The sequence below is a fragment of the Mycobacterium saskatchewanense genome (assembly GCF_010729105.1).
Classification (GTDB): Bacteria; Actinomycetota; Actinomycetes; order Mycobacteriales; family Mycobacteriaceae; genus Mycobacterium; species Mycobacterium saskatchewanense.
Map to the genome: position 1 here is coordinate 3,189,198 of NZ_AP022573.1, position 24,871 is coordinate 3,214,068.

Below are 24,871 nucleotides of genomic sequence, written 5' to 3' on the forward strand. Positions count from 1 at the left end.
CCAGTCCCAAAGCTGCGTTTTGTGGATAGAGACGCGACTGTGCACAACGGTTCCGCGGGCCACCCGCCCGCCGCACGGTCGGCGTGGTCCCCGCAACCGGCGGAGTGAAGGGGCAGACGCCGTATGCCGGCAGATTACTTACCCAAGAAAAGGGACGACCCCCGCCAGGGGGGGAGGAGGCGAGGGTCGTCGTGTATCAGCCCCGGGGGGTCGGGCTGATGCACCCTCGGCTCAGGCCGAGTAATGCTTACTATACACATGACAGTCCGCACTAACGCAAGTAGCTTTCGACTGAAAAAAGTCGTTGAGCCGCGAAAACAGTGCCCATTGCAACGATTGCACTCGTTTCGACCCTCCTTTTCGGGTGTAAGCCCGCGGCCCCGCAGCACCGTCGCCCTATGCTGGGTCGGTGACCGTCTCCGACCCGGCCGCGCCGCAGCAACTCTCGGCCGAAGCAGCCTCGGCCGGCGCCCCCGGTGCCCGCACCGCCGCCTTTTTCGACCTGGACAAAACCATCATCGCCAAGTCGAGCACGCTGGCATTCAGCAAACCGTTCTTCGATCAGGGACTGCTCAACCGCCGCGCCGTGCTCAAGTCGAGCTACGCCCAGTTCATCTATCTGCTCTCGGGTGCCGATCATGACCAGATGGACCGGATGCGGATCCACATGACCAACATGGTCACCGGATGGGACGTGGATCAGGTCAAGTCGATCGTCGGCGAGACACTGCACGACATCGTGACGCCGCTGGTGTTCGCCGAGGCGGCGGACCTCATCGCGGCCCACAAACTGTGCGGCCGTGACGTCGTGGTCGTGTCGGCGTCGGGGGAAGAAATCGTGGCACCGATCGCCCGCGCGCTCGGCGCGACCCACGCGATGGCGACCCGCATGGTCGTCGAGGACGGCAGGTACACCGGCGAGATCGCGTTCTACTGCTACGGCGAGGGCAAGGTGCAGGCGATCCGCGAGCTGGCCGCCCGCGAGGGCTACCCGCTGGAGCACTGCTACGCCTACTCCGATTCGATCACCGACCTGCCGATGCTCGAGGCCGTCGGCCATCCCAGCGTGGTCAACCCCGATCGGGGATTGCGCAAGGAGGCCACCGAGCGGGGATGGCCCGTGCTGACGTTCTCGCGCCCGGTGTCCCTGCGCGACCGGATCCCGGCGCCGTCGGGCGCCGCGATCGCGACTACCGCCGCCGTGGGCGTCAGCGCGCTGGCCGCCGGCGCGATCACCTACTCGCTGCTGCGACGCTTCGCCTTCTAGCCGCCTTCCGGCCCCTGCCAGCAAATCCACACCCCCCGCGACGAAATTGCTTCGCAATTGGGCCTTGCTGGGCTGAGGGGTGCAGGAGTACAAAGGAAACCACGGAAGCCCGGTGAGGCCTAGGCCGATCCGGAAGAGAAGGGTCAGTCTCCCGATCCGGGCGCCTAGCACGGTTCCCGGCACCCACGCGGAGTCATAGCCGCGATAATGGCAGAAGTGTTGCGGGCCTGCGTAATTGCGGGAAGCGGACGGTATCGACGGCCCTTTGGGTGGGGTTGCAGCCGGAGGCGCCGCAAGATCGCCGAGGCCACCCACGCAGCCCAGAAATGGACGCATGGTAACCGGGTTCCGTGTTAGCGGGCGGCGCACCGACCAGTTTCGGTACGCCGCCCGCATTGCATTTGGCGCAGACGCGTTACTAATGGTGCCTGGCTAACGATTTGCCAGCGAGTCGGCGATCGCCAGGGCCTCCTGGGCGCCGGCCCGCAGCGCGCGGCAGCACATGACCAGCCAGGCGGCCACGCCCTCCGGTGTCCCCTCCGCAAAGCCGCGGGCGGCGTCGCGATACGCCGCGGGTTGCCGCATCCAGCTCACCTCGGGCACCCCCAGGCCGTGCGGGTCGAGCCCGGTGGCAATCGTCACCAGCCGCGACACGGCGCGGGCGACGACGCCGTCGGCGCTGCCGAACGGCTGCAGGGTCAACAGTTCCCCGTGTGCGACGGCTGCGACGACGGGCGCCGCCGCCCGCGTGCCGCCCGTCACCAGACCCGCCAGCAACTCGAGGCGCGGCCCCACCTCGGGGTCGGTCCGAGGTCGCCCCAGCCGGTCGGCGTCCACCTGGTCGGCGGCCGCCAGCATGTGCAGCCGGGCCAACGCTTGCAGCGGCGCCCGCTGCCACACACCGACCAGGGGGCCACCGCCACCTTCCAGGGCCTGGGCCACCCGCAGCGCCCCGGCGAACACCGGCTCGCTGACCTGTCCCGCATCCGCCACGTCGTCCAATCGCACCGGACCCCCGTCGAGCACCGAAGACGCGCGCGCCGCCCGCAGCGCCGCTTCGGCGGCGCTCACCGGCCACCCCCGCAGGTTGGCCCGGTGCCGGTGAGCGCGGCCGAGGGCGTCGCGGGCCCGGTCGCTGGCCTCGGCGACGCCGGGGAGGTCCATCAACGGGGCCAGCGGATCGCCTGTCACAGCTTGCCAACCTATCGGGGCGCTGCCGGGGCGCGCGGAATGGCCTCCAGCAATCGACGCGTGTAGGGATGCGCGGGCCGGGTGAACAATTCCTCGGTGGGCGCCCGCTCCACCACTTGCCCGGCCTGCATCACCAGCACCTCGTCGGCGATCTGACGGATCACGGCCAGGTCGTGGCTGATGAACAGGTAGGTCAATCCCAGCCCCGCCTGCAGCTCGCCGAGCAGGTCGAGGATCTGCGCCTGCACCAGGACGTCGAGCGCCGAGACCGCCTCGTCGAAGACCAGCACCTCGGGCCGCAGCGCCAGCGCCCGGGCGATCGCGACCCGCTGCCGCTGCCCGCCGGACAGCTCACGGGGCAGGCGCCGCAGCACGGACGCCGGCAGCGCCACCTGGTCGACGAGGTTGCGCACCGCCTCCTCACGCTGCGCGCGATCACCGATCCGGTGAATTCGCAACGGCTCTTCGATGGCCCGGAACACCGAGTACATGGGATCCAGGCTGCTGTAAGGGTTTTGAAATACCGGCTGGACCCGCCGGCGGAAGGCCAGCGCTTGCTCCCGCCGCATCGTGCCGTCGACCCGGGTGCCGTCGAAAACCACTGTGCCCGAGGTCGGTTCCAACAGGCCGAGCACCATGCGCGCCAGGGTCGACTTGCCTGAGCCCGAGCCGCCGGCGATCGCCAGGGTGCCCGCCCGGCGAAGCCGGAACGACACGGCGTCGACGGCGCGGAACTCTGCCCGCCGCTTCCCCGGCCACCCGGGCGTGGCGCGGGGCTCGCGGTAGACCTTGGTCAGCTCGGAGGCGACGAGGATGTCGTCGGCCGGTGCTGCCGCCGACCGAGCCCGGGCCGCGCTCCTGACCGCCAGCGACGGCGCCGCGGCGACCAACCTGCGGGTGTACTCGTGGCCCGGGGCGTGCAGGATCGTCTCGGCCGCACCGGATTCCACAACCATGCCGCGATGCATCACGACCACCGACTCGGCCCGTTCGGCGGCCAGGGCCAGGTCGTGCGTGATGAGCAGCAGCGCGGTGCCCAGTTCGCCGGTGAGCTGCTGCAGGTGGTCGAGCACCTGGCGCTGAACGGTGACGTCGAGCGCGGAGGTCGGCTCGTCGGCGATGAGCAGCTTCGGCCGGCCCGCCATACCGATGGCGATCAGCGCCCGCTGGCACATGCCGCCGGACAGTTGATGGGGGTAGCGGGCGGCCTGCTTCGCCGGATCCGGCATGCCCGCCTCCGCCAGCAACTCGACGGCGCGGTCGCGCACCCCGCCGCCGAATGCGTTTGCCCGCAGAGCTTCCCGGATTTGGAACCCTATTTTCCAAACCGGGTTGAGGTTGGTCATCGGATCCTGCGGGACGTAGCCGATGGAGCGGCCGCGGATGGATCGCAGCAGGCGGCGGTCGGCCCCGGCAATGTCGCGCCCGTCGAAAACGATGCGTCCGGCGGTTATTCGCCCCCCGGGTGGTAGCAGCCCAAGGATCGCGGCGGCCGTGGTGGACTTGCCGGACCCCGATTCCCCCACCACCGCGACAGTCTGGCCCGGCAGCACCGTCAGGTCCACGCCCCGAACCGCCGGGGCGCCCGCACCGAAGGTCACCCGTAGCCCCTCGACCGACAGGAGCGGCGCCGCCGGGCCGGTCATGCGCGCCACGCCCGCGACGCCGGGTCCAGCGCGTCGCGCAAGGCGTCACCCAGCATCATGAACGACAGCACCGTGATGGCCAGCGCGCCGGCCGGATAGAACAGTATGGGCGAGCCGGACCGCAGCCGGCTCTGCGCCAGGTTGATGTCGCCGCCCCACGACACCACCGTCGGCGGCAGGCCGACACCGAGGTAGGACAGGGAGGCTTCGGTCACGATGAAGATACCCAGGGCGAGAGTGACCACCGCGAGGACCGGACCCAGCGCGTTGGGCAACGCATGCCGCAGCAAGATCTGGAAATCGCTGAGCCCCAACGCCTTCGCTGCCAGCACATAGTCACTGGCCCGCACCTCGAGCACGGCCCCGCGGGCGATCCTGGCCACCTGCGGCCAGCCGAACAGGGCGAGGATGGCGATCACCGTCCACACCGTGCGGTGGCGCATCGCCCCCATGATGACGATCGCGGCCAGCAGGAGCGGCAGCCCGAAGAACACGTCGGCCACGCGCGAAACCACCGCGTCGATCCAGCCCCCGTAGAAGCCGGCGAGCGCGCCCAGCGTCCCGCCGACGACGAACACGAGCAGGGTGGCCCCGAGCCCGACGGTGACCGAGGCGCGCGCCCCATACACGGTGCGGGCGTAGATGTCATGGCCTTGCAGGTCGGTGCCGAACCAGTGCGCCGCGGAGGGCGGAAGCAGGCTTTGGCTGGGACTGGCATAGGCGGGGTCGATCCCGGTGAACCAGGCCGGAAAGACCGCGACCACCACGATGAGGACGATCAGCGCCGCGGCAACGAGAAACTTGGGGCGCCGACGCAATTCGCGCCACGTGTCGCGCCAGAAGCCGTGGCGTTCGATGGGCGGCTCAGGCATATCGGATCCGGGGATCGAGGGCGGCGTAGAGCAGGTCCACCGCCAAATTGGTCACCAGGTAGATCAGCACCAGCACCGTCACGATGGACACCACGGTCGGCGCTTCCTGCCGCGTCACGGCCTGGTAGAGCACGCCGCCGACGCCGTGGATGTTGAAGATTCCCTCGGTCACGATCGCGCCACCCATCAGCGCCCCCAGGTCGGCGCCGAGGAAGGTCACCACCGGGATCAGCGAGTTGCGCAGGATGTGCACCGTCACCACCCGCGGGCGCGAGAGTCCCTTGGCGGTGGCGGTCCGCACGTAGTCGGCGTGCGCGTTGGCGGCCACCGCCGACCGGGTCAGCCGCACCACGTAGGCGAACGACACAGAGCCCAGCACGATCCCCGGCAGCAGTAGCCGCCCGAGGGTCGCCCGGTCGCCCACCGTGACCGGCGCGATCCCCAGCCGGACGCCGAACACGAACTGCGCCAGGAATCCCAGGACGAAAATCGGGATGGCGATGATGACCAGGCCCGCGATCAGCACGGTGGAATCGAAGATCCCGCCCTGACGCAGCCCGGCGACCACCCCGAAGCCGACGCCGAGCACGGCCTCGACGACAACGGCGATCAACGCCAGCCGCAGCGTGACCGGAAAGGCGTGCGCCAGAACCAGACTCACGGGCAGGCCGGAATAGGAACGGCCCAGATCGCCGTGCACGACGCCGCCGAGGTAGCGCAGGTACTGCACCAGGAACGGCTCGTCGAGGTGGTAGCGGGCGCGCAACGCCGCGGCAACCGCGGGCGTCAGCGGCCGGTCCCCCGCCATCGCGGCGACCGGATCGCCGGGCAGCAGGAAGACCATGCCGTAGATCAGCAGCGTGGCGCCGAGAAAGACCGGAACCATGATGGCGACTCGGCGCGCGATGTAGACGACCATCTCAGCCCTTCACGATCTCCTCGTAGTCCGGCAGGCCGTTCCAGGTGACGGTGACGCCATGGACCTCCGAAGACCACCCCACCACACCGATGTTGTCCCACAGCGGGACGACGGGCATGTCGTGCAGCAGGATCCGCTGTGCGGCGTTGGCCAGGGCCTCCGCGTCCCGCATGGTGGGCGCGGCCTCGGCGGCCGCCAGTGCCGCGTCGAATTCGGCGCTCGAGTAGCCGACGTCGTTCGACCCCGCGCCCGTGGCGAAGATCGGTGCCAGGAACTCCAGCAGCGAGGGATAGTCCCCCTGCCAGGCCGCGCGAAAGGCCGTCGAGATGGTGCGGTTGGTGATCTGCGTGCGGAACCCGGCGAAAGTGGGTTGCGGCGCGCCGATCGCATCGATGCCGAGCACGTTCTTGACGCTGTTGGCGACCGCGTCGACCCACTCCTGGTTCCCGGCGTCGGCGTTGTAAGCGATCGCGTACTGGCCGCTCCACGGTGAGATCGCATTGGCCTGTTCCCAGAGTTGTTTGGCGCGTGCGGGATCGAAGTCGAGCACGTCTCTGCCCGGCAGGTTCGGGTCGAAGCCGGGCAGCGACTGGGCGGTGAAATCGCGCGACGGGCTGCGGGTGCCCAGGAAGATCTGCTTGCAGATCTGCGCGCGGTCCACGGCGGCCGACAGCGCGAGCCGGCGCAGGCGGCCCTCCTCGCCGCCGAAATGCGCCAGCCGCAAGGGGGTGTCGAGGCTGTGTTTGACCGCGACCGGGCCGCTGGCGACGTGCTCGCCGAGATCGCGCCGATACACGGGCAGCGCGCTCGGCGGGATCGTGTCGAGCACATCGAGATTCCCCGACAGCAGGTCCGCGTAGGCCGTATCGAGGTTGGCGTAGAACTCGAACCTCAGGCCTTTGTTGCGCGGCTTCCGGTTTCCCCGGTAATCGGGGTTTACCCTCAGGTCGATCCTGACGTTGTGTTCCCAGGCCGGGCCGTCCGGACCGTCGGCAAGCTGGTAGGGGCCGTTGCCGATCGGGTTTCGGCCAAAGGCCGCCATGTCGCGAAAAGCGCTCTCGGGCAGCGGATAAAACGCGCTGTGGCCCAGCCGCATCACGAAGTCGATCGTCGGCGCCTTGAGCCGAACGGTGAATTCGAGGTCGTTGACCACCTGCAGCCCGGACATTCTGGTCTGCTTCGCATCCGCGCCCGCGACGTCGTCGAATCCGTCGATCGGGCTGAAGAAGCTCTGCTGAAGTTGGGCGTTGCGGCTCAACGCGCCGTAGTTCCACGCGTCGACGAACGAGTGCGCCGTCACCGGTGAGCCGTCGGTGAATTTCCATCCGGGCTCCAGGACGATGCGGTAGTTGACGTTGTCGGCGGTCTCGATGGTCTGGGCGACCTCGTCCGAGGGCCTCCCGCCGGCGTCGTAGGAGATCAGGCCGGCGAAGAGCCGATCGAGGATTCGCCCCCCGTTGCTGTCGTTGGTGCTGGTCGGGACGAGGGGGTAGGGCGGCTCGCCGCCGTTGACCAGAACCAGGTCCGGGGTGAGCACTCCGCCGCCGCAACCGGCCGGGAACAGAATGGCGGCGGCCGAGGCCAGTAGGGCGAGGGCCCCGCGCATCCGACGCATGCCTGCGACCCTAGGGCCTGGGCCGTCGGGCTGGTGCGGCGTGGGCGCGGCGGTCCACGTCCCGCGCCATATCCCGGCTATCCATGGCCGCTGCCGCCACGCCGGACGGGACAGTCGGCCACTGCGTTCATCGTCCGTCGGTGCCGTCCTGCCGGCGTTGGGCGGACTCGGGATTCTCGCGAACACCGCCCGTGTCGTGTCGGAGCACGCCGCGCGGGAATCGCGTACCACCGGCCCGGCTCCCTCTAGGGGCGTTTCACCGACGACTCGCTCACGCTGTGTTTCATCGCCAACCTCATCCACGGCCACTGCTACCTGAGGACCGACATCACCAACACGACGACGTGGACCCCGGCCAATTGTGATACCGCGCGGTTCGCAACGCTCACGGTCGAGCAGCGGATCGACGGCAGCACGGACGAAACTCAATGTCCCGACGGGACGAAGGCCAACGCCTACCCCACTTCCCCCCGCGTCTACTGGCTGGCGTGAGGGGCTCGCACCTCGTGATCCACCGCCATCAGCCGGCGGTCACCGGATGCACCTGCAGCGAGCAGGCGTCGATGGGGGCCGCGACGGAAAAGACCTGACCGGCGTCCGGCGGCGTGACCAAAAGGCCGGTGTACGTGGGACACAGGTTGCCGTCGCGGTCGATCGCCACGCCCTCGACGACGGCTTGCGCCTGGGTCGAGAGCGACAGCGTGACCGTGGGCGGCACCTCCACGCCGACCGGTAGGCCGCCCATGTACCCGCGCGGCGTGGGCTCGCCGTGCAGGAGCGGACCGCCGTCGCCCGTGTCGACCCCGGGATAGCCGGTCAGCGTGCACGGCTCGACGCCGCTCGCGAGGCTGAAATACAGCGTCACCGCGCGGTGACCGACCGCAGCCTGGATAGGGGAAGCGTTCACCGCGATGCGATCCGACCAACACGGCGTCGGCTGGTCGCCGGTGTCGAAGGGCACGGCCCGGGCCGGTGGTCCGGACACGACGGCGCCCACCCAGCCCACCGCCACCGCGGCGAGACCGGGGACCAGCCGGCAACACCACCGCCCTCGAGATCCTGGCACCCCGTGATTATCGAATACAAGAGCAATTTTCACCCCGGTTTGACGAACCGCTTTTCGCCTCGCGGCGTTAGGCTCACAGACGATTTACGCGCCACGACATAGGAGAACCAGTGACCGCCACGAATACCGCGGGCCCATCGTCTTATCCGCCCCCGGCCGAATTCGTCCAGCAGGCCAACGCCGGTGAGGAGTTGTACCGCGAGGCCGAGGAGGACCGGCTGGCGTTCTGGGCCAAGCAGGCCAATCGGTTGTCCTGGTCGACCCCCTTCACCGAGGTGCTGGACTGGTCCAACGCACCGTTCGCCAAGTGGTTCGCCGACGGGAAGCTGAACGTCGCCTACAACTGCGTGGACCGCCACGTCGAGGCGGGGCTCGGCGACCGGGTCGCCATCCACTGGGAGGGCGAGCCGGGCGACAGCCGCAGCTTTACGTATGCGGACCTGCAGGCCGAGGTGTGCAAGGCGGCCAACGCGCTGACCGACATCGGCCTGGTCGCCGGGGACCGCGTGGCCATCTACATGCCGCTCATCCCCGAGGCGGTGATCGCGATGCTGGCCTGCGCCCGGCTGGGCCTCATGCACAGCGTCGTGTTCGCGGGCTTCACCGCCAAGGCGCTGCGGGCCCGGATCGCCGACGCCCAGGCCAAGTTGCTGATCACCAGCGACGGGCAGTTCCGCCGCGGCAAGCCGGCTCCGCTGAAGAACGCGGCCGACGAGGCCATCTCGTCCGGTGAAGACGGCGACAGTCCCGTCGAGCACGTTCTGGTGGTGCGCCGCACCGGAATCGACGTGTCGTGGACCGACGGTCGCGACCTGTGGTGGCACGACGTCGTCGACTCCGCGTCCCCCGAACACACCCCGCAGGCCTTCGACGCCGAGCACCCGCTGTTCCTGCTGTACACCTCCGGCACCACCGGCAAGCCCAAGGGCATCGTGCACACCAGCGGGGGCTACCTGACCCAGGTTTCCTATACGCACTACTACGTCTTCGACATCAAGCCCGAGACCGACGTGTTCTGGTGCACGGCGGACATCGGCTGGGTCACCGGACACACCTACGGCGTCTACGGGCCGCTGTCCAACGGCGTCACCGAGGTGCTGTACGAGGGGACACCGGACACCCCCACCCAGCACCGCCACTTCGAGATCATCGAAAAGTACGGTGTGACAATCTATTACACCGCCCCGACGCTCGTCCGCACGTTCATGAAGTGGGGCCGGGAGATTCCCGACGCGCACGACCTGACCAGCCTGCGACTGCTGGGATCGGTCGGCGAACCGATCAACCCGGAGGCGTGGCGCTGGTACCACAAGGTGATCGGCGCGGACAGCCTGCCGATCGTCGACACCTGGTGGCAGACCGAGACGGGCTGCGCGATGATCACCCCGCTGCCGGGAGTCGCCGCGGCGAAGCCGGGTTCGGCGATGCGGCCGTTGCCGGGCATCTCGGCCAAGATCGTCGACGACCACGGTGACCGGCTGCCGGCGGGCAGCAAGGAGGGCGAGCACATCACCGGCTACCTGGTGCTGGACGAGCCGTGGCCGTCCATGCTGCGTGGCATCTGGGGCGATCCGGAGCGGTATGTCGAGACGTACTGGTCCCGGTTCGCCGAGCAGGGTTGGTATTTCGCCGGTGACAGCGCCTGGTACGACCCCGACGGCGACATCTGGGTGGTGGGTCGCATCGACGACGTGATGAACGTGTCGGGCCATCGTCTCTCGACGGCCGAGGTGGAGTCGGCACTGGTCGGCCACGTCGCGGTGGCCGAGGCGGCCGTCGTGGGAGCGACCGACGAAACCACCGGCCAGGCCATCTGCGCGTTCGTCGTGCTGCGCGCCGACTACCAGGTGCACGACGGGATCGTCGACGAGCTGCGCGTCGAGGTGGCCCGGGAGATCTCGCCCATCGCCAAGCCGCGCGAGGTCCACGTGGTGCCGGAATTGCCCAAGACCCGCAGCGGCAAGATCATGCGCCGGCTGCTGCGCGACGTCGCCGAGAACCGCGAGTTGGGGGACACCTCCACGCTGCTCGACCCCGGCGTGTTCGACGCCATCCAGCCGTCGAAGTAGCTCAGGCGGGCAGCGGCGCAAACCCCGCGCCGGGCCGGTGCTTGGCGTTGATGTCGGCCAGGATCGCGTTGAACGACTGGACCACCGCCGGGGTGTGCAGCGGGATGTACTTGATGACGCAGGTCGGCAGGTTGTCGCTGAACGCACCGTGGATCATGCCCACCAGCAGGCCGTTGACGGTCACCGGCGCCCCGGAGTCCCCGGGCTGGCCGCAGACCTGCATGACGATGGTGCCCGGATCCTGACCCGGCCCCCAGGTGACCCCGCAGGAGTTACCCGTGGTGCGGCCCTGCTTGCAGGCAATCTCGCCGAAGGCCGGATCGGGTCCGATGCCGTTGATCGGGAACCCGTTGTAATTGGCCGTGGGTGTCACCTTGGCCGGGTCGAACTTGATGACCGCGTAGTCGAGGGTGTCGTTGCCGGCGACCATGGTGCCCAGGATGCCCGCGTTCTCGGCGCCCTCGCCGGCGACCTTGGCGCCGGGGCCGCCGCAGTGCGCGGAGGTGAAGCCGATCAGCTCGCCGGCGGCGTCGTTGCCGATGGTGGTGAGGGTGCACATGGTGTCCCCGTTGATCACGATGCCCGCACCGCCCCCCATCGGAACCCGGACATCGGCCGCGGCGGCACGGGAGGGCAGGCCCACGAGCGCCAACAGCATGGTCATCGTCGCGGCAACGAAGTACCGGTGCGCCGTCCGCAAAGCACCACTCCCATCGATCGACCGGCGTCAGACCGGCTTGGTAAGTCTATGGGCTCCGCGCCTCGCGCCGCCCGAATCGGCGCCGGGCACGGGTGGTCCTCGGCTGGCCTCGTTCGGCGCCGCGTCCGCATGGCAACATAAACCGCGACGAGAACGCGCCCGGGGCGAGAAACGAGAGAGGTCCGTCTGTGAGCAAGACCGATGGCAAGAACGGTGTGCCCAGCACCCTGACCACTATTCCGTTGACCGACCCGCACGCCAAGCCCGTCGAGCCGTCGATCGGCGACCTGATCAAAGACGCAACCGCCCAGGTCTCCACGCTGGTGCGCGCCGAGGTGGAACTGGCCCGCTCCGAGATCACCCGCGACGTGAAGAAGGGCCTGACCGGCAGCGTCTTCTTCGTCGCCGCCCTCGTGGTGCTGTTCTACTCCACCTTCTTTTTCTTCTTCTTCCTCGCCGAGCTGCTCGACACCTGGCTTTGGCGCTGGGTGTCGTTCCTGATCGTGTTCGGGATCATGGTCGTGGTGGGTGCCCTGCTAGGACTGCTGGGTTTCCTGAAGGTGCGGCGCATCCGAGGGCCGCGGCAGACGATCGAATCGGTCAAGGAGACGCGCACCGCCCTGACCCCGGGCCACGACAAGCCCGCCGCCGGCGCGAGGAAGCTCACCGAAGCCCACGGCCGGCACGAAAAGCCCGAGAACGGGGCCCCGTCCGATCCCTCGGGTTGGTAGATGGCGGCACCGGACCCGTCGGTCACGCGCATCGACGGGCCATGGCGTCATCTGGATGTGCACGCCAACGGCATTCGGTTCCATGTCGTCGAGGCCCTGCCGTCCGGCGCCGACGCGGCCGCGCCGGTCACGGCACGGCCGCTGGTGATGATGCTGCACGGCTTCGGATCGTTCTGGTGGTCGTGGCGCCATCAACTGCGCGGCCTGAGCGGCGCGCGGGTGGTCGCGGTGGACCTGCGCGGTTACGGCGGCAGCGACAAGCCGCCGCGCGGCTACGACGGCTGGACACTCGCCGGCGATACGGCGGGACTGATCCGAGCGCTCGGGCACTCGTCGGCGACGCTGGTCGGCCACGCCGACGGCGGGCTGGCCTGCTGGGCCACGGCGCTGCTGCATTCGCGGCTGGTGCGCGCCATCGCGCTGATCAGCTCGCCGCACCCGGCCGCGCTGCGACGGTCCACGCTGACCCGCCGTGACCAAAGTCGCGCCCTGCTGCCGACGCTGCTGCGCTACCAGGTGCCCGTCTGGCCGGAGCGCCTGCTGACCCGGGACAACGCCGCCGAGATGGAACGCCTCGTCCGCCGCCGGGGTGGGGCCAAGTGGATTGCCTCCGAGGACTATTCGGAGACCGTCGGGCATCTCAGGGTGGCGATCCGGATTCCGGCGGCCGCGCACTGCGCGCTGGAATACCAGCGTTGGGCGGTGCGCAGCCAGCTGCGCGACGAGGGCCGGCGCTTCATGAAGTCGATATCCCAACAGCTCGGCCTGCCGCTGCTGCACCTACGCGGCGAGGACGATCCCTACGTGCTTGCCGACCCGGTGGACCGCACCCAGCGCTACGCACCGCACGGACGGTACGTATCCATCGCCGGCGCTGGGCATTTCAGTCACGAAGAGGTGCCCGAGGAGACCAACCGGCACCTGATGAGGTTCTTCGAGAACGTGCACGGCTCACCGGTGCGCTGAACCGGTCAGCTGACGCAGGTCCCGGTGGCCACCTGTGCGGTTTCGCCGATCTTGGCAAGCTGGCCCGCCACCTCGTCGGCCGTCAACACGAAGCCGGTGTCGGGATCATCGACAGCCGCGCCGAACACCACGCCGAGCACGTGGCCCTCGAGGTCGATCAGCGGTCCCCCCGAATTGCCTTGCTCCACAGAGGCTCTGATGGTGTACACGTCGCGGGTGACCGGCGTCGGGTCCCGATAGATGTCCGGGCCGCTGAGTTTGATGGCCTCGCGGATCCGCGCCGGCGTCGCCGTGAAGTTGCCTCCGCCGGGATAGCCCAGCACCACGACGCTGGCGCCGGATTTCGCCTCGTTCTGCGCGAAGGCCAGCGGCGGCGGGGGCAGGTTCGGGACGGCGAGGATCGCGATGTCGACCGACGGGTCGTAGGACACCACGGTCGCGTCCAGCGGGTTCCCGCTGGCGTAGATCTGGACGCTGTTGGAGCCGGCGACCACGTGCGCGTTGGTCATCACCCGGTCGGGCGCGATCACAAAGCCACTGCCCTCCAACACCTTCTGGCAGCTCGGTGCCAGGCTGCGCACCTTGACAACGCTCGGCGCGGTTGCCAGCACCACCGGATTGCTGGCCAGCGCCGGGTCGGGCGAGGCGACCGGGATCACCGGGGTGCGGCTGAACGGCTCCAGCACCGCGGGCAGCCCGGACGTGTTCAGCAGGGCCGAGAGCCGCTTGGGCACTGTCTTGAGCCAGGCCGGCGCAATCTCGTTGACCTGGGCCAGCACCCGCGATCCCTTGACCGCGGAGGCGAGCTCGGGCTGGTCCTTGGACTGCGTGAGCGGCGTCGCCAGCAACCACGCCGCCGTCAACACCACCAGGAGCTGGACCCCGACCCCGATGATCGAGTCGACCGTCCGCACGGTGCGGCTGTGGATCGCGCCGCGAACCGCGCGGCCGAGCACCACACCGGCGACCTCCCCGACCACCACCAGCGCGAGGATGAGGAACAGCGCGGTGAACAGCTTTGCGCGCGGCGCGGCGATGTGGCTGACGATGTGCGGGGCGAGCAGGACCCCCGCGATGGCGCCGAGCAGGACACCCGCGAACGACAGCACCGACCCCAGCGCGCCGGACCGCCAGCCCGAGATGGCCGCGATGAACGCGACGGCCAGGACGGCGACGTCGAGCCACTGCGACGGGGTCATCGCGTTCATGTTCATCGGCGGGTCCCACCCTGCTCGCCGACCAGCGCCATCGCCGCGTCCAGCTCGCGCATGTCCGTGGTGTCCCACGGCTGCGCCCAGCCGGCGACGTCGAGGAGCGCTGAGATCACCTGGCCGGTGAATCCCCACACCAGCATCTCGTTCAGCAGGAACGCCGGACCGGCCCATCGGCGACCCAGGTCGCCGCGGTACACCATCAGCCGGTTGGCCGGATTGACGAAGGCGCGCACCGGAACCCGCGCGACGATCGCCGTTTCGGCCGCGTTGACGACGGACACCGGCCCGGGATCGGGTGAGTACGCCAACACAGGAACCACGTGGAACCGCGACGGTGCGATGAACAGGCGGTCCATGGTGGCCAGCGGGTGCAGCCTGGACGGGTCGATTCCCGTCTCCTCGCGGGCCTCCCGCAATGCGGTGTCCACCGGGCCGCGGTCGGTCGGGTCGGACGCGCCGCCGGGGAAGGCCGCCTGGCCGGCGTGGTGGCGCAACGTCGACGCGCGCACCGTCACCAGCAGGTCGGCATCGTCGGGCAGTCCGGCGTCGGACGATCCGCTGACGGGGCCGGAGAACAGCACCAGGACGGCGGCTTCCCGACCACCGTCGCGCGACGACGCGGCCTTACTCACCATCTCCAGCACGTCGGCGGGCAGCCGGTGGCGGTACGCGTCGGGGATTGCGGCGAGGTTGTCAACCAGTGGGCGCAGCCAGGACGGGCAGACTTCAGGCCTGAGCGCAAGCATCCCCGAGGCCCCCGGCGGGCGGGCAGGACCCCCAGCACTCACCGGCGCCTCCCCTTGTACGTGCTCATCCCGCGTCGTTTCCGACCGCGGCCGCGATGTCGTCGGCACTGGCGAAGGCTCGCGGCAGCGTCTGCGCAACGCTACCGTCTGGCCGCAGGACCACGGTCGCGGGCATGACATTCACGACCCGCAGCGCGGCGGCGATTCGGCGGCGGCCATCCTGCAAGGTCGGTAGCCGAACACCCAGGTCAGCCAGCCGCAGCAACGCGGCCGTCTCGTTCTCATCCTGGTGCACCGTCAAAACCGTCACGCCCGGCCCCGCCCGGCGTTGGTATTCGGCCATCGCGGGCAATTCGGCGGCGCACGGCGCGCACCAGTACGCCCATAAGTTGAGGACGACCCGGCGCCCGGCCAGCGCCCGCGGGACGTCGACTACCGAGCCGTCGGCTGCGCATTCCGCCGTCACGCCGCGCAAGGCCGCGGGACCGCTGGCGCCTGCGGCCGGGGCGGGGCAGGGCGGCAGGTCCGCGCGCGCGCGAGGACCGGCGAGCGCGGCCGGGGTGTCGGCATCCCGGTGTGCACGGTCGGCGGGGACGGGGGCCGTCGCGGTCGGCGCCGAGCGGTCCCGCAGCTCGGCGACCAGCGCCGCCACCAGCGCCGCCACCACCACGAGGATCGCGATCGTCCAGCGCGTCGTGCGCGTCAACGTCGTGCTTTACAGCCCGGCGAGGGCCAGCAGGTGCGCGGTTTCCGGGCCCCGCACCAAGGGCGCAGCGAGCAGGGGATCGGTGGGGCCCAGGCCGAAGGAGGGGCAGTCCTTGGCGACGACGCACACACCACACGCCGGTTTGCGGGAGTGGCACACGCGGCGGCCATGAAAGATCACCCGGTGGCTCAACATCGTCCACTCTTTGCGTTCGATCAGCTCGCCGACGGCGTGCTCGACCTTGACCGGGTCCTCCTCCATGGTCCACCGCCACCGGCGCACCAGCCGCCCGAAGTGAGTGTCGACCGTGATGCCGGGGATGCCGAAGGCGTTGCCCAGGATGACGTTGGCCGTCTTGCGCCCCACGCCGGGAAGCGTCACCAGCTCGGCCATGGTCGACGGCACCTCACCGTCGAACCGTTCGACGAGCGCCTGCCCAAGGTTGATCAGCGAGGTGGCCTTGTTGCGGAAGAAACCGGTGGGACGGATGAGGTTTTCCAGTTCGGCGCGATCGGCCTGCGCATAATCCAGTGCCGTCCGGTAGCGGGCGAAGAGCGCCGGCGTCGTCAGGTTGATCCGTTTATCGGTGCTCTGCGCGGACAGGATGGTGGCCACGGTGAGCTCCAGCGGCGTCGTGAAGTCCAGCTCGCAGTGGGCCTGCGGAAACGCTTGCGCCAGCGCACGATTCATCCGCCGCGCCCGACGAACCAGACCGACCCGAGTTTCGTCGGCCCAGCGGCGGGCCAGGTCGGCTCCGGGGGTGGCCGAGGTGGACTTCGCGCGCCCGGATGCCTTCGCCGCTGTCACCTACGACAGAGTACTGATTTCGTGATCTCGCTGAGACCTTGGGCATGTTTACTTCCCTTGTGTCATGGTTGCTGGTGGCGTGCGTTCCGGGCCTGCTGATGCTCGCGGCGCTCGGTCTGGGGCGACTGGAACGCGACCTTTCGCCGGCGCCCGTCACGACCACCGACGTCGACGAATTCCTCGACCAGGCCGAGGCCGTCGACGTACACACGCTGGCCCGAGAGGGCATGCCGGAGGCGCTGGAATTCCTCCATCTACGCCAGGCGCGGGAGCTGTCCCGTCCCCAGCCGACGGGCCGGCACGCCTTGCCGAACCACGCCGCGCCGCACTTTGCCCTGGATTCCAGGGAGCGCGTTCAGGCCCTCGTAGCTGTGCGAATGCGCGCCCATTCGGGCGTTAATCCGGAATTTACGCTAACCCGATACGTCAATCGTGTGTAGCGTTGGCACGTTGGACACATTGGCTACCTCTAGAATCATCACGCGGGTCAGGGGTTAGCCTGCCCATATCACTTAATTGGAAAGCTGAAGAGGCAACGTGGACGAGATCCTGGCAAGGGCCGGAATCTTCCAAGGGGTTGAGCCTGGCGCAGTCGCCGCACTGACCAAGCAACTGCAGCCAGTCGACTTCCCCCGGGGGCACACGGTTTTCGCCGAGGGCGAGCCCGGCGACCGGCTATACATCATCGTCTCGGGCAAGGTGAAGATCGGTCGCCGCTCTCCGGATGGCAGGGAGAATCTGCTGACGATCATGGGTCCGTCGGATATGTTCGGCGAATTGTCGATATTCGACCCGGGGCCCCGGACATCCAGCGCGACGACCATTACCGAGGTCCGGGCCGTGTCGATGGACCGCGACGCCCTGCGGGCGTGGATCGCCGATCGGCCCGAGATCGCCGAGCAGCTCTTGCGTGTGCTGGCCCGCCGGCTGCGCCGCACCAACAACAACCTGGCCGACCTCATCTTCACCGACGTGCCGGGCCGCGTGGCCAAGCAGCTGCTGCAACTCGCCCAACGTTTTGGCACCCAGGAAGGTGGCGCCATGCGCGTCACCCACGACCTGACCCAGGAAGAGATCGCGCAGCTGGTGGGCGCCTCGCGTGAGACCGTGAACAAAGCGCTCGCCGACTTCGCGCACCGCGGCTGGATCCGCCTGGAGGGCAAGAGTGTGCTGATCTCGGACTCCGAGAGGCTGGCCCGCCGAGCGAGGTAAGCGCGGGCGAAGCTTGGGCGCAACCCTGCTCCAAACTGCGCGCACTTTTTGAGGCCCCCGGCCTAACGGTGAGCGCAGGCTCGATCGCACCGGGGAACGGCAGGCGGCTAAGCGCGCAGATAATCCAGCTGCGCCTGGACGGACCATTCGGCGGCGTCCCAAAGCTTCTCGTCGACGTCGACGTAGACGTGTTCGACTACCTGGCGGGGCGTGGCGTCGTCCCCGATCTGGCGCAGGGCGGCGCGCACCTGGTCCAAACGTTCGTGCCGATGCCTCAGATAACCCGAGGCGACTTCCTCCAGGTCGGGCAGGTCGGGACCGTGCCCGGGTAGCACCGTACGGCGGCCCAGGCCGCGCAGCCGGCGCAGCGACTCCAGGTAGTCGGCAAGGCTGCCGTCTTCCTTGTCGATGACGGTGGTGCCGCGGCCCAGCACGCTGTCGGCCGTCAGCACGGCGTCGTCGAGGACGAAGGACAGCGAGTCGGCCGTGTGGCCCGGGGTGGACATCACCTTGATCGTCAGCCCCGCCGCGTCGATCACCTCGCCGTCGGTCAGCTCGCCGACCAGGCCGCGCAAGAATCCGCTGCCCGCCGACCGCACCGGCGCCCCGGTCAGCTCGACCAGCTTGTCGATGCCGTCGGTGTGGTCTCCGTGGCGGTGGCTGATCAGCACCAGCGCGATGGGGCCGAGCGCGGCGAGCCGCGCGATGTGCTCGTCGTCGTCCGGGCCGGGGTCCACGACGACCACCTCGTCGCTGCGCGGCCCGCGCAGCACCCAGGTGTTGGTGCCCTCGAGCGTCAGCAGCCCGGGGTTGTCCGCCAGCATGACCGAGGCCGTCTCGGTCACCGCCCGCAACCGGCCGTAGGCGGGATGGGTCGGCGACCCGGCGGACTCGGTCACGGCGGTCAGCCGACCTCGACGACCAGCTCGACCTCCACCGGCGCATCCAGCGGCAGCTCGGACACGCCGACCGCCGAACGCGCGTGCGCCCCGTGGTCGCCGAACACCTCACCCAGCAGGTCGGAGGCCCCGTTGACGACGCTCGGCTGACCGTTGAACCCGGGAGCCGAGGCGACGAACCCGACCACTTTCACCACCCGGGTGACCGCGTCGATCCCGACCAGCGAATGCACCGCCGCCAACGCGTTCAGCGCGCAGACGCGAGCCATGACCTTGGCCTGCTCGGGCGCGACGTCCGCGCCGACCTTGCCCGCCCCCATCAGGCTCCCCGCCTCCATCGGCAGCTGACCGGAGGTGTAGACGAGGTTTCCGGTCCGCACCGCGGGGACGTAAGAGGCCAGCGGCGCAACGACTTCCGGGAGGGTGACACCGAGCTCGGCAAGCCGGGTGGAAGCGCTCATCTATTTGGGACGCTTCAGGTACGCGACGTGATCCTGACCGGTGGGTCCGGGCAGGACGGCCACCAGTTCCCAGCCGTCGGCCCCCCACTGGTCGAGAATCTGCTTGGTGGCGTGGGTCAGCAGCGGAACCGTGACGTATTCCCACGCGATCGGTTGGGTCATGGGGGCAGCTTATCGGTCGGAAACGGAGGGCTCTGGCCAGGCCGGGGCGCCGCCCGACCGGCGGGCTAGCATGCGATGGTGGCAACCACATCTAGCGGCGCTGCTAGTTCCCTGGGCTGGCCGGCACGCCTGTCGAAGGCCCGCCTGCACTTCGTCACCGGCAAAGGCGGTACGGGCAAGTCGACGATCGCGGCCGCGCTGGCCCTGACCCTGGCTGCGGGGGGCCGCAAGGTCCTCCTCGTCGAAGTCGAGGGGCGCCAGGGGATTGCGCAACTCTTCGACGTCCCGCCGCTGCCATACCAGGAGGTCAAGATCGCGACCGCCGAGCGCGGCGGCCAGGTCAACGCCCTCGCCATCGACATCGAGGCCGCCTTCTTGGAATACCTCGACATGTTCTACAACCTCGGCATCGCGGGCCGGGCGATGCGGCGCGTCGGCGCGATCGAGTTCGCGACCACGATCGCGCCGGGCCTGCGTGACGTATTGCTCACCGGCAAGATCAAGGAGTCGGTCGTCCGCCTCAACAAAGGCTCGAAAGACCCCGTGTACGACGCGGTCGTCGTCGACGCACCCCCGACCGGCCGGATCGCGCGCTTCCTCGACGTGACCAAGGCGGTGTCTGACCTGGCCAAAGGCGGGCCGGTGCACTCGCAGGCCGAAGGTGTGGTGAAGCTGCTGCACTCCGAGCAGACCGCCATCCACCTGGTCACCCTGCTGGAAGCGTTGCCGGTCCAGGAGACGATGGAGGCCATCGAGGAGCTGGCGGAGATGCAGCTGCCGATCGGCAGCGTCATCGTCAACCGCAACATCCCGACGTACCTGGACCCGCGGGATCTGGCCAAGGCGGCCGAGGGGCACATCGATGCCGACTCGGTGCGGGCCGGGCTCGAGATGGCCGGAATCACGCTGGACGACAACGACTTCGCCGGTCTACTGACCGAAACCATCGAGCATGCAACCAGAATCACCGCGCGCGCCGAAATAGCCCAGCAACTCGATGCATTGAAGGTTCCGAGGCTGGAATTGCCCGCGATCTCCGACGGTATCGACCTCGGTAGCCTCTACGAGCTGTCCGAATCGCTTGCGCAGCAGGGGGTTAGATGAGTATCACGCCGACGACCCTCGACATGGCAGCGATCCTGGCCGACACCGGCAACCGGGTGGTGGTGTGCTGCGGCGCGGGCGGCGTGGGCAAGACCACCACCGCGGCGGCGATGGCGCTGCGGGCGGCCGAATACGGCCGCAATGTCTGCGTGTTGACGATCGACCCGGCGAAGCGGCTTGCGCAGGCGCTGGGCGTGAACGACCTCGGCAACACCCCGCAGCGTGTCCCGCTGGCCCCGGAGGTCTCCGGCGAGCTGTACGCGATGATGCTCGACATGCGCCGCACATTCGACGAAATGGTGATCCAGTACTCCGGAACCGGTCGGGCGCAAAGCATTCTGGACAATCAGTTCTATCAGACCGTCGCCAGCTCGCTGGCCGGCACGCAGGAATACATGGCGATGGAGAAGCTGGGCCAGCTGCTCGCCCAGGATCGGTGGGACCTGGTCGTGGTGGACACTCCCCCGTCCCGCAACGCCCTGGACTTCCTGGATGCCCCGAAGCGGCTGGGCAGCTTCATGGACAGCCGGTTGTGGCGCCTGCTGCTGGCCCCCGGGCGGGGCATCGGCCGACTGGTCACCGGCGCAATGGGTTTGGCCATGAAGGCGATGTCTACGGTGCTCGGCTCGCAGATGTTGAGCGACGCCGCGGCGTTCGTCCAGTCGCTGGATGCCACGTTCGGCGGGTTCCGCGAGAAGGCCGATCGCACGTACGCCCTGCTGAAGCAGCGCGGTACGCAGTTCGTCGTGGTATCGGCGGCCGAACCCGACGCGCTGCGTGAGGCGGCCTTCTTCGTCGACCGGCTCTCCCAGGAAGGGATGCCGCTCGCCGGGTTGATCCTCAACCGCACCCACCCGCCGCTGTGTTCCCTGCCCGTGGAGCGGGCCATCGACGGCAGCGAGACGCTGGAGGCCAAGTCGGACTCCGAGGTGGCGTCGCTGGCCGCCGGTGTCCTCCAAATCCACGCCGACCGGGCGCAAACCGCGAAGCGGGAGATCCGATTACTCTCCCGGTTCACCGGCGCCCATCCGCACGTTCCCGTGATCGGGGTCCCGTCACTGCCGTTTGATGTGTCGGACCTGGACGCCCTGCGGGCGCTGGCCGATCAGATCACGTCAACGGCCTGAGCGTCCCGCCGTTCGTTATTAGGCACACGCCAGTTATCGCTCGGGTTTGCCTCGCCATGGTTAGCGAAACGCTAACCGGCAGCGGCTACTTGGGCCGCGGGCGCAAAGCCGCCCGCTATTGAACAAAGTCAGTAACGCATCGCCCGAGAGCCGTAACAAAAAAGTAATCACGCAAACCGAAGTTTTCAGAACCGAGCGAAACGACCGACCCCGCCGGCGCGACCCTGCGCATGGCGGAGCCCAGTGACCTCAGCCGACGCTGCGAGGCCTCCGCTTGTCGAAGAAGTCGGCCCAAGACACCACGTCCGGGTGCTGCTTGAGGAGCGCCCTACGCTGCCGTTCGGTCATGCCACCCCACACACCGAACTCGACCTTGTTGTCCAACGCGTCCGCTCCACACTCCTGCATGACCGGGCAGTGCCGGCATATCACAGCAGCCTTGCGCTGAGCCGCCCCGCGGACAAACAGTTCATCGGGGTCAGTGGTCTTGCACAGCGCCTTCGAGACCCATGCAATCCGTTCCTCGGCGTCAACGCTTCGGAGCACCCCTTGTGCAGCCGCGATGTTGGTCCTCCGCGCGGCAGGCCGTGTTCCTGACACGAGCTGTTCCCTTCCTCCCGGCCGCGCCTCGCGACCGTCCCTCCTCGGGTGCATACCCCTTGCGATCTACGCCACACCATGCAGATCGGTGTTATCTGAATCTCACCGTGTGTCTAAGTTAGGTGGTCAGATGGCAATTGCGCAACAGTCTCATAACGCTTTTTTTGGGACGCCCGTCCAGTCTCGTCTCAAAACGATATGTCTTGGTTACCGGAATCGCGCTACATCTGGGCGACCGTCCAGTTACACCGGCGAAAATTTTGCCCCACACCGATCATAAGTTGGCTGGTCAGGCCCCGCGACGGGTTCCGGAGAAGTGATCGCCCGGCGGCGTGTCGCCGGGCCGCTACTCTAGTACCCATGTCAGACCGCCCCCCGGCAGCGCTCACGATCGTCAAGCTCGTGGGGTGCTGCCTGTTGGCGAGTGTGGTGGCCACGGCGTTGATGTTCCCGCTCGCGGGGGGGCTCGGGCTCATGTCGAACCGCGCCTCCGAGGTGGTGGCCAACGGCTCGGCCCAGCTCCTGCAGGGCGAGATTCCCGCCGTGTCCACCATGGTCGACGCGAAGGGCAACACCATCGCCTGGCTGTACTCGCAGCGCCGATTCGAGGTGCCCAGCGACAAGATCGCCAACACGATGAAGCTGGCGATCGTCTCCATCGAGGACAAGCGGTTCGCCGACCACAACGGGGTGGACTGGAAGGGCACGCTGACGGGGCTGGCGGGGTACGCGCGCGGCGACGTCGACACGCGCGGCGGTTCCACCATCGAGCAGCAGTACATCAAGAACTATCAGCTGCTGGTCACAGCGAAGACCGACGCCGAGAAGCGCGCCGCCGTGGAGACCACCCCGGCCCGCAAGCTGCGCGAGATCCGGATGGCGCTCACCCTCGACAAAACGTTCACCAAGCCCGAGATCCTGACCCGGTACCTCAATCTGGTCTCGTTCGGCAACGGCTCGTTCGGGGTTCAGGATGCCGCCCAGACGTACTTCGGCATCAACGCCTCCGACCTGAACTGGCAGCAGGCGGCGCTGCTGGCGGGCATGGTCCAGTCGACCAGCGCGCTCAACCCCTATACCAACCCCGACGGCGCCCTGGCCAGGCGGAACGTGGTGCTGGACACGATGATCGAAAACCTGCCCCAAGAGGCCGACGCCCTGCGCGCCGCCAAGGCCACGCCCCTCGGGGTTCTGCCGCAGCCCAACGAGCTCCCCCGCGGCTGCATCGCCGCGGGAGACCGCGCCTTCTTCTGTGATTACGTGCAGGAGTACCTGTCGCGCGCCGGGATCAGCAAGGAACAGGTGGCCCGCGGCGGCTACCTGATCCGCACCACGCTGGACCCCGACGTGCAGACCCCGGTCAAGGCGGCCATCGACAAGTTCGCCAGCCCGACGCTGCCCGGCATCTCCAGCGTGATGAGCGTGATCCGCCCGGGCAAGGACTCGCACAAGGTCATGGCGATGGCCAGCAACCGCAAGTACGGGCTGGACACCGACGCCGGCGAAACCATGCGCCCGCAGCCGTTCTCCCTGGTCGGCGATGGCGCCGGCTCGGTCTTCAAGATCTTCACTACGGCCGCCGCGCTGGACATGGGCATGGGCATCAACGCCACGCTCGAGGTGCCGGGCCGGTTCCAGGCCAAGGGCATGGGAAGTGGAGGGGCGAAGGGCTGCCCGAAGGACACCTGGTGCGTCGTCAACGCCGGCAACTACCGCGGCTCGATGAACGTGACGGACGCGCTGGCCACCTCGCCCAACACCGCGTTCGCCAAGCTGATCCAGCAGGTCGGCGTCCAGCGCACCGTCGACATGGCCATCAAGCTCGGCCTGCGGTCCTACGCCGACCCCGGCACCGCCCGGACGTACAACCCCGACAGCAACGAGAGCCTGGCCGACTTCGTCAAGCGGCAGAACATCGGGTCTTTCACGCTCGGTCCCATCGAGGTGAACGCGCTGGAGCTCTCGAACGTCGCGGCGACGCTGGCCTCGGGCGGCGTGTGGTGCCCGCCGAACCCGATCGACAAGCTCATCGACCGCAACGGCAACGAGGTCGCCGTCACCACCGAGACCTGCGACCAGGTGGTGCCTGAAGGCCTGGCCAACACGTTGGCGAACGCGATGAGCAAGGACGCGGTGGGCGGCGGCACGGCCGCGGGTTCGGCCGGCGCCGCGGGCTGGGACCTGCCGGTGTCCGGTAAGACGGGCACCACCGAGGCGCACCGCTCGTCGGGCTTCGTGGGCTTCACCAGCCATTACGCGGCGGCGAACTACATCTACGACGACTCGCCGAACCCGACGGACCTGTGCTCGGCCCCGCTGCGCCATTGCGGCGAGGGCGACCTCTACGGCGGTAACGAGCCGGCGCGCACGTGGTTCACCGCCATGAAACCGATCGCCCTCAACTTCGGCCCGGTGGCATTGCCGCCCACCGACCCGCGGTACGTCGACGGGTCACCCGGGTCGCGAGTCCCCAGCGTGGCGGGGTTGAAGGTGGACGCCGCCCGGCAGCGGCTCAAGGACGCGGGCTTCCAGGTTGCCGACCAGACCAACTCCGTCAACAGCAGCGCGGAGATGGGCGAGGTGGTCGGGACCACCCCCAGCGGCCAGACCATTCCGGGCTCGATCATCACGATTCAGGTCAGCAACGGCATCCCGCCGGCGCCGCCTCCGCCGCCGGACGGCGTGCCCCCGCCGATCGGATCGCAGGTGGTGGAGATTCCCGGCCTGCCGCCGATCACCATCCCGTTGCTGGCGCCTCCCCCGCCGCCCGGTCAGCCGCCCCCGTAGGCGT

General features: G+C 68.8%; 25 protein-coding genes. 10 read left to right on the plus strand and 15 right to left on the minus strand.

All coding sequences use genetic code 11. The features are described from left to right. Positions 1-409: 409 nt before the first annotated feature. Positions 410-1,267, plus strand: a complete 858-nt coding sequence (locus G6N56_RS14965) for an HAD-IB family hydrolase (protein ID WP_085255243.1) — start codon at positions 410-412, stop codon at positions 1,265-1,267. Positions 1,268-1,699: 432 nt separating this feature from the next. Here the strand turns inward: G6N56_RS14965 and G6N56_RS14970 are convergent, their stop codons facing one another. Genes G6N56_RS14970 through G6N56_RS14990 form a run of 5 tightly spaced genes read right to left on the minus strand, consistent with a single transcriptional unit; the run spans position 1,700 to position 7,510 of the window. Beyond that, on the minus strand, positions 1,700-2,458 hold the full coding sequence (locus tag G6N56_RS14970) for an oxidoreductase (protein WP_085255242.1): 759 nt from the start codon (positions 2,456-2,458) through the stop codon (positions 1,700-1,702). An 11-nt stretch (positions 2,459-2,469) separates the two neighbouring features. Further along, entirely contained in the window at positions 2,470-4,104 is a 1,635-nt protein-coding gene (locus tag G6N56_RS14975) for a dipeptide ABC transporter ATP-binding protein (protein ID WP_085255394.1), read from the minus strand. Then, positions 4,101-4,976, minus strand: a complete 876-nt coding sequence (locus tag G6N56_RS14980) for an ABC transporter permease (RefSeq protein WP_085255241.1) — start codon at positions 4,974-4,976, stop codon at positions 4,101-4,103. Before G6N56_RS14980 ends, G6N56_RS14975 begins: the two co-directional genes overlap by 4 nt. Further along, on the minus strand, positions 4,969-5,895 hold the full coding sequence (locus G6N56_RS14985; RefSeq protein WP_085255240.1) for an ABC transporter permease: 927 nt from the start codon (positions 5,893-5,895) through the stop codon (positions 4,969-4,971). The genes G6N56_RS14980 and G6N56_RS14985 overlap by 8 nt, the downstream gene beginning before the upstream one ends. 1 nt (position 5,896) lies before the next feature. Next, positions 5,897-7,510: a peptide ABC transporter substrate-binding protein gene (locus G6N56_RS14990; RefSeq protein ID WP_085255239.1), complete on the minus strand. Its 1,614-nt coding sequence runs from the start codon at positions 7,508-7,510 to the stop codon at positions 5,897-5,899. 315 nt (positions 7,511-7,825) lie between these two features. On the opposite strand from G6N56_RS14990, the gene G6N56_RS29950 reads away from it, so the two are divergent. Beyond that, positions 7,826-8,002 carry an LppU/SCO3897 family protein gene (locus G6N56_RS29950; protein ID WP_456299253.1) on the plus strand — a complete coding sequence of 59 codons (177 nt, stop codon included), beginning with the start codon at positions 7,826-7,828 and terminating at the stop codon, positions 8,000-8,002. Between the two features lie 28 nt (positions 8,003-8,030). Here the strand turns inward: G6N56_RS29950 and G6N56_RS14995 are convergent, their stop codons facing one another. Then, on the minus strand, positions 8,031-8,576 hold the full coding sequence (locus G6N56_RS14995; RefSeq protein ID WP_408632620.1) for a DUF4232 domain-containing protein: 546 nt from the start codon (positions 8,574-8,576) through the stop codon (positions 8,031-8,033). A 110-nt stretch (positions 8,577-8,686) separates the two neighbouring features. Between G6N56_RS14995 and acs the strand changes: the two genes are divergently transcribed. After that, positions 8,687-10,645 (plus strand): acetate--CoA ligase, encoded by a 1,959-nt coding sequence (gene acs, locus G6N56_RS15000; RefSeq protein WP_085255238.1) that lies wholly within the window; start codon positions 8,687-8,689, stop codon positions 10,643-10,645. Position 10,646: 1 nt separating this feature from the next. On the opposite strand, the gene G6N56_RS15005 is transcribed toward acs, so the two are convergent. Then, positions 10,647-11,345, minus strand: a complete 699-nt coding sequence (locus G6N56_RS15005; RefSeq protein WP_142280541.1) for a chymotrypsin family serine protease — start codon at positions 11,343-11,345, stop codon at positions 10,647-10,649. 188 nt (positions 11,346-11,533) lie between these two features. Here G6N56_RS15005 and G6N56_RS15010 point away from each other — a divergent pair, with 188 nt between their 5' ends. Both G6N56_RS15010 and G6N56_RS15015 read left to right on the plus strand, forming a co-directional pair. After that, a complete protein-coding gene (locus G6N56_RS15010; RefSeq protein ID WP_085255237.1) occupies positions 11,534-12,076 on the plus strand; it encodes a phage holin family protein in 543 nt (180 codons plus the stop codon). Then, positions 12,077-13,042 (plus strand): alpha/beta fold hydrolase, encoded by a 966-nt coding sequence (locus G6N56_RS15015; protein WP_085255236.1) that lies wholly within the window; start codon positions 12,077-12,079, stop codon positions 13,040-13,042. A gap of 5 nt (positions 13,043-13,047) precedes the next feature. On the opposite strand, the gene marP is transcribed toward G6N56_RS15015, so the two are convergent. From marP to nth, 4 genes are all read right to left on the minus strand, one after another. Continuing rightward, on the minus strand, positions 13,048-14,241 hold the full coding sequence (marP, locus tag G6N56_RS15020; RefSeq protein ID WP_142280540.1) for an acid resistance serine protease MarP: 1,194 nt from the start codon (positions 14,239-14,241) through the stop codon (positions 13,048-13,050). 11 nt (positions 14,242-14,252) lie between these two features. Further along, on the minus strand, positions 14,253-15,002 hold the full coding sequence (locus G6N56_RS15025; protein ID WP_142280555.1) for an NUDIX hydrolase: 750 nt from the start codon (positions 15,000-15,002) through the stop codon (positions 14,253-14,255). Positions 15,003-15,066: 64 nt separating this feature from the next. Further along, positions 15,067-15,708, minus strand: a complete 642-nt coding sequence (locus G6N56_RS15030; protein ID WP_085255233.1) for a TlpA disulfide reductase family protein — start codon at positions 15,706-15,708, stop codon at positions 15,067-15,069. A 9-nt stretch (positions 15,709-15,717) separates the two neighbouring features. Next, a complete protein-coding gene (nth, locus tag G6N56_RS15035) occupies positions 15,718-16,398 on the minus strand; it encodes an endonuclease III (RefSeq protein WP_408632704.1) in 681 nt (226 codons plus the stop codon). Positions 16,399-16,559: 161 nt separating this feature from the next. Here nth and G6N56_RS15040 point away from each other — a divergent pair, with 161 nt between their 5' ends. Next, a complete protein-coding gene (locus G6N56_RS15040) occupies positions 16,560-16,955 on the plus strand; it encodes a hypothetical protein (RefSeq protein WP_142280539.1) in 396 nt (131 codons plus the stop codon). A gap of 97 nt (positions 16,956-17,052) precedes the next feature. After that, positions 17,053-17,727, plus strand: a complete 675-nt coding sequence (crp, locus tag G6N56_RS15045; protein WP_044508824.1) for a cAMP-activated global transcriptional regulator CRP — start codon at positions 17,053-17,055, stop codon at positions 17,725-17,727. Between the two features lie 107 nt (positions 17,728-17,834). On the opposite strand, the gene G6N56_RS15050 is transcribed toward crp, so the two are convergent. From G6N56_RS15050 to G6N56_RS15060, 3 genes are read right to left on the minus strand one after another with little or no spacing between them, the layout of a single operon-like run. Then, the gene (locus tag G6N56_RS15050; RefSeq protein WP_085255231.1) at positions 17,835-18,626 is read right to left on the minus strand and encodes an MBL fold metallo-hydrolase; all 792 of its coding nucleotides are present in this window, start codon (positions 18,624-18,626) and stop codon (positions 17,835-17,837) included. A 5-nt stretch (positions 18,627-18,631) separates the two neighbouring features. Then, entirely contained in the window at positions 18,632-19,087 is a 456-nt protein-coding gene (locus G6N56_RS15055; protein WP_085255230.1) for a RidA family protein, read from the minus strand. Then, positions 19,088-19,249 (minus strand): Sp36 family protein, encoded by a 162-nt coding sequence (locus G6N56_RS15060; protein ID WP_142280538.1) that lies wholly within the window; start codon positions 19,247-19,249, stop codon positions 19,088-19,090. 75 nt (positions 19,250-19,324) lie between these two features. Here G6N56_RS15060 and G6N56_RS15065 point away from each other — a divergent pair, with 75 nt between their 5' ends. Next, the gene (locus G6N56_RS15065) at positions 19,325-20,353 is read left to right on the plus strand and encodes an ATPase BagA (RefSeq protein WP_085255229.1); all 1,029 of its coding nucleotides are present in this window, start codon (positions 19,325-19,327) and stop codon (positions 20,351-20,353) included. Further along, positions 20,350-21,480 carry an ATPase BagB gene (locus G6N56_RS15070; RefSeq protein WP_085255228.1) on the plus strand — a complete coding sequence of 377 codons (1,131 nt, stop codon included), beginning with the start codon at positions 20,350-20,352 and terminating at the stop codon, positions 21,478-21,480. The genes G6N56_RS15065 and G6N56_RS15070 overlap by 4 nt, the downstream gene beginning before the upstream one ends. Positions 21,481-21,729: 249 nt before the next feature. Here the strand turns inward: G6N56_RS15070 and G6N56_RS15075 are convergent, their stop codons facing one another. Further along, the gene (locus tag G6N56_RS15075; RefSeq protein ID WP_085255390.1) at positions 21,730-22,080 is read right to left on the minus strand and encodes a WhiB family transcriptional regulator; all 351 of its coding nucleotides are present in this window, start codon (positions 22,078-22,080) and stop codon (positions 21,730-21,732) included. Positions 22,081-22,440: 360 nt separating this feature from the next. On the opposite strand from G6N56_RS15075, the gene ponA2 reads away from it, so the two are divergent. Beyond that, positions 22,441-24,867: a transglycosylase/D,D-transpeptidase PonA2 gene (gene ponA2 / locus G6N56_RS15080; RefSeq protein WP_085255227.1), complete on the plus strand. Its 2,427-nt coding sequence runs from the start codon at positions 22,441-22,443 to the stop codon at positions 24,865-24,867. Positions 24,868-24,871: the final 4 nt, after the last annotated feature.

What these genes read in the sequence shown, in the direction of transcription:
- nth (WP_408632704.1), bottom strand. Translation starts at nt 16,398, where the DNA reads ATGAATCGTGCGCTGGCGCAAGCGTTTCCGCAGGCCCACTGCGAGCTG.
- ponA2 (WP_085255227.1), top strand. Translation starts at nt 22,441, where the DNA reads ATGTCAGACCGCCCCCCGGCAGCGCTCACGATCGTCAAGCTCGTGGGG.
- G6N56_RS15015 (WP_085255236.1), top strand. Translation starts at nt 12,077, where the DNA reads ATGGCGGCACCGGACCCGTCGGTCACGCGCATCGACGGGCCATGGCGT.
- G6N56_RS15040 (WP_142280539.1), top strand. Translation starts at nt 16,560, where the DNA reads ATGTTTACTTCCCTTGTGTCATGGTTGCTGGTGGCGTGCGTTCCGGGC.
- G6N56_RS15060 (WP_142280538.1), bottom strand. Translation starts at nt 19,249, where the DNA reads ATGACCCAACCGATCGCGTGGGAATACGTCACGGTTCCGCTGCTGACC.
- G6N56_RS15070 (WP_085255228.1), top strand. Translation starts at nt 20,350, where the DNA reads ATGAGTATCACGCCGACGACCCTCGACATGGCAGCGATCCTGGCCGAC.
- marP (WP_142280540.1), bottom strand. Translation starts at nt 14,241, where the DNA reads ATGACCCCGTCGCAGTGGCTCGACGTCGCCGTCCTGGCCGTCGCGTTC.
- G6N56_RS15065 (WP_085255229.1), top strand. Translation starts at nt 19,325, where the DNA reads ATGGTGGCAACCACATCTAGCGGCGCTGCTAGTTCCCTGGGCTGGCCG.
- G6N56_RS14985 (WP_085255240.1), bottom strand. Translation starts at nt 5,895, where the DNA reads ATGGTCGTCTACATCGCGCGCCGAGTCGCCATCATGGTTCCGGTCTTT.
- G6N56_RS15025 (WP_142280555.1), bottom strand. Translation starts at nt 15,002, where the DNA reads ATGCTTGCGCTCAGGCCTGAAGTCTGCCCGTCCTGGCTGCGCCCACTG.
- G6N56_RS14975 (WP_085255394.1), bottom strand. Translation starts at nt 4,104, where the DNA reads ATGACCGGCCCGGCGGCGCCGCTCCTGTCGGTCGAGGGGCTACGGGTG.
- G6N56_RS14980 (WP_085255241.1), bottom strand. Translation starts at nt 4,976, where the DNA reads ATGCCTGAGCCGCCCATCGAACGCCACGGCTTCTGGCGCGACACGTGG.
- G6N56_RS14990 (WP_085255239.1), bottom strand. Translation starts at nt 7,510, where the DNA reads ATGCGTCGGATGCGCGGGGCCCTCGCCCTACTGGCCTCGGCCGCCGCC.
- G6N56_RS15055 (WP_085255230.1), bottom strand. Translation starts at nt 19,087, where the DNA reads ATGAGCGCTTCCACCCGGCTTGCCGAGCTCGGTGTCACCCTCCCGGAA.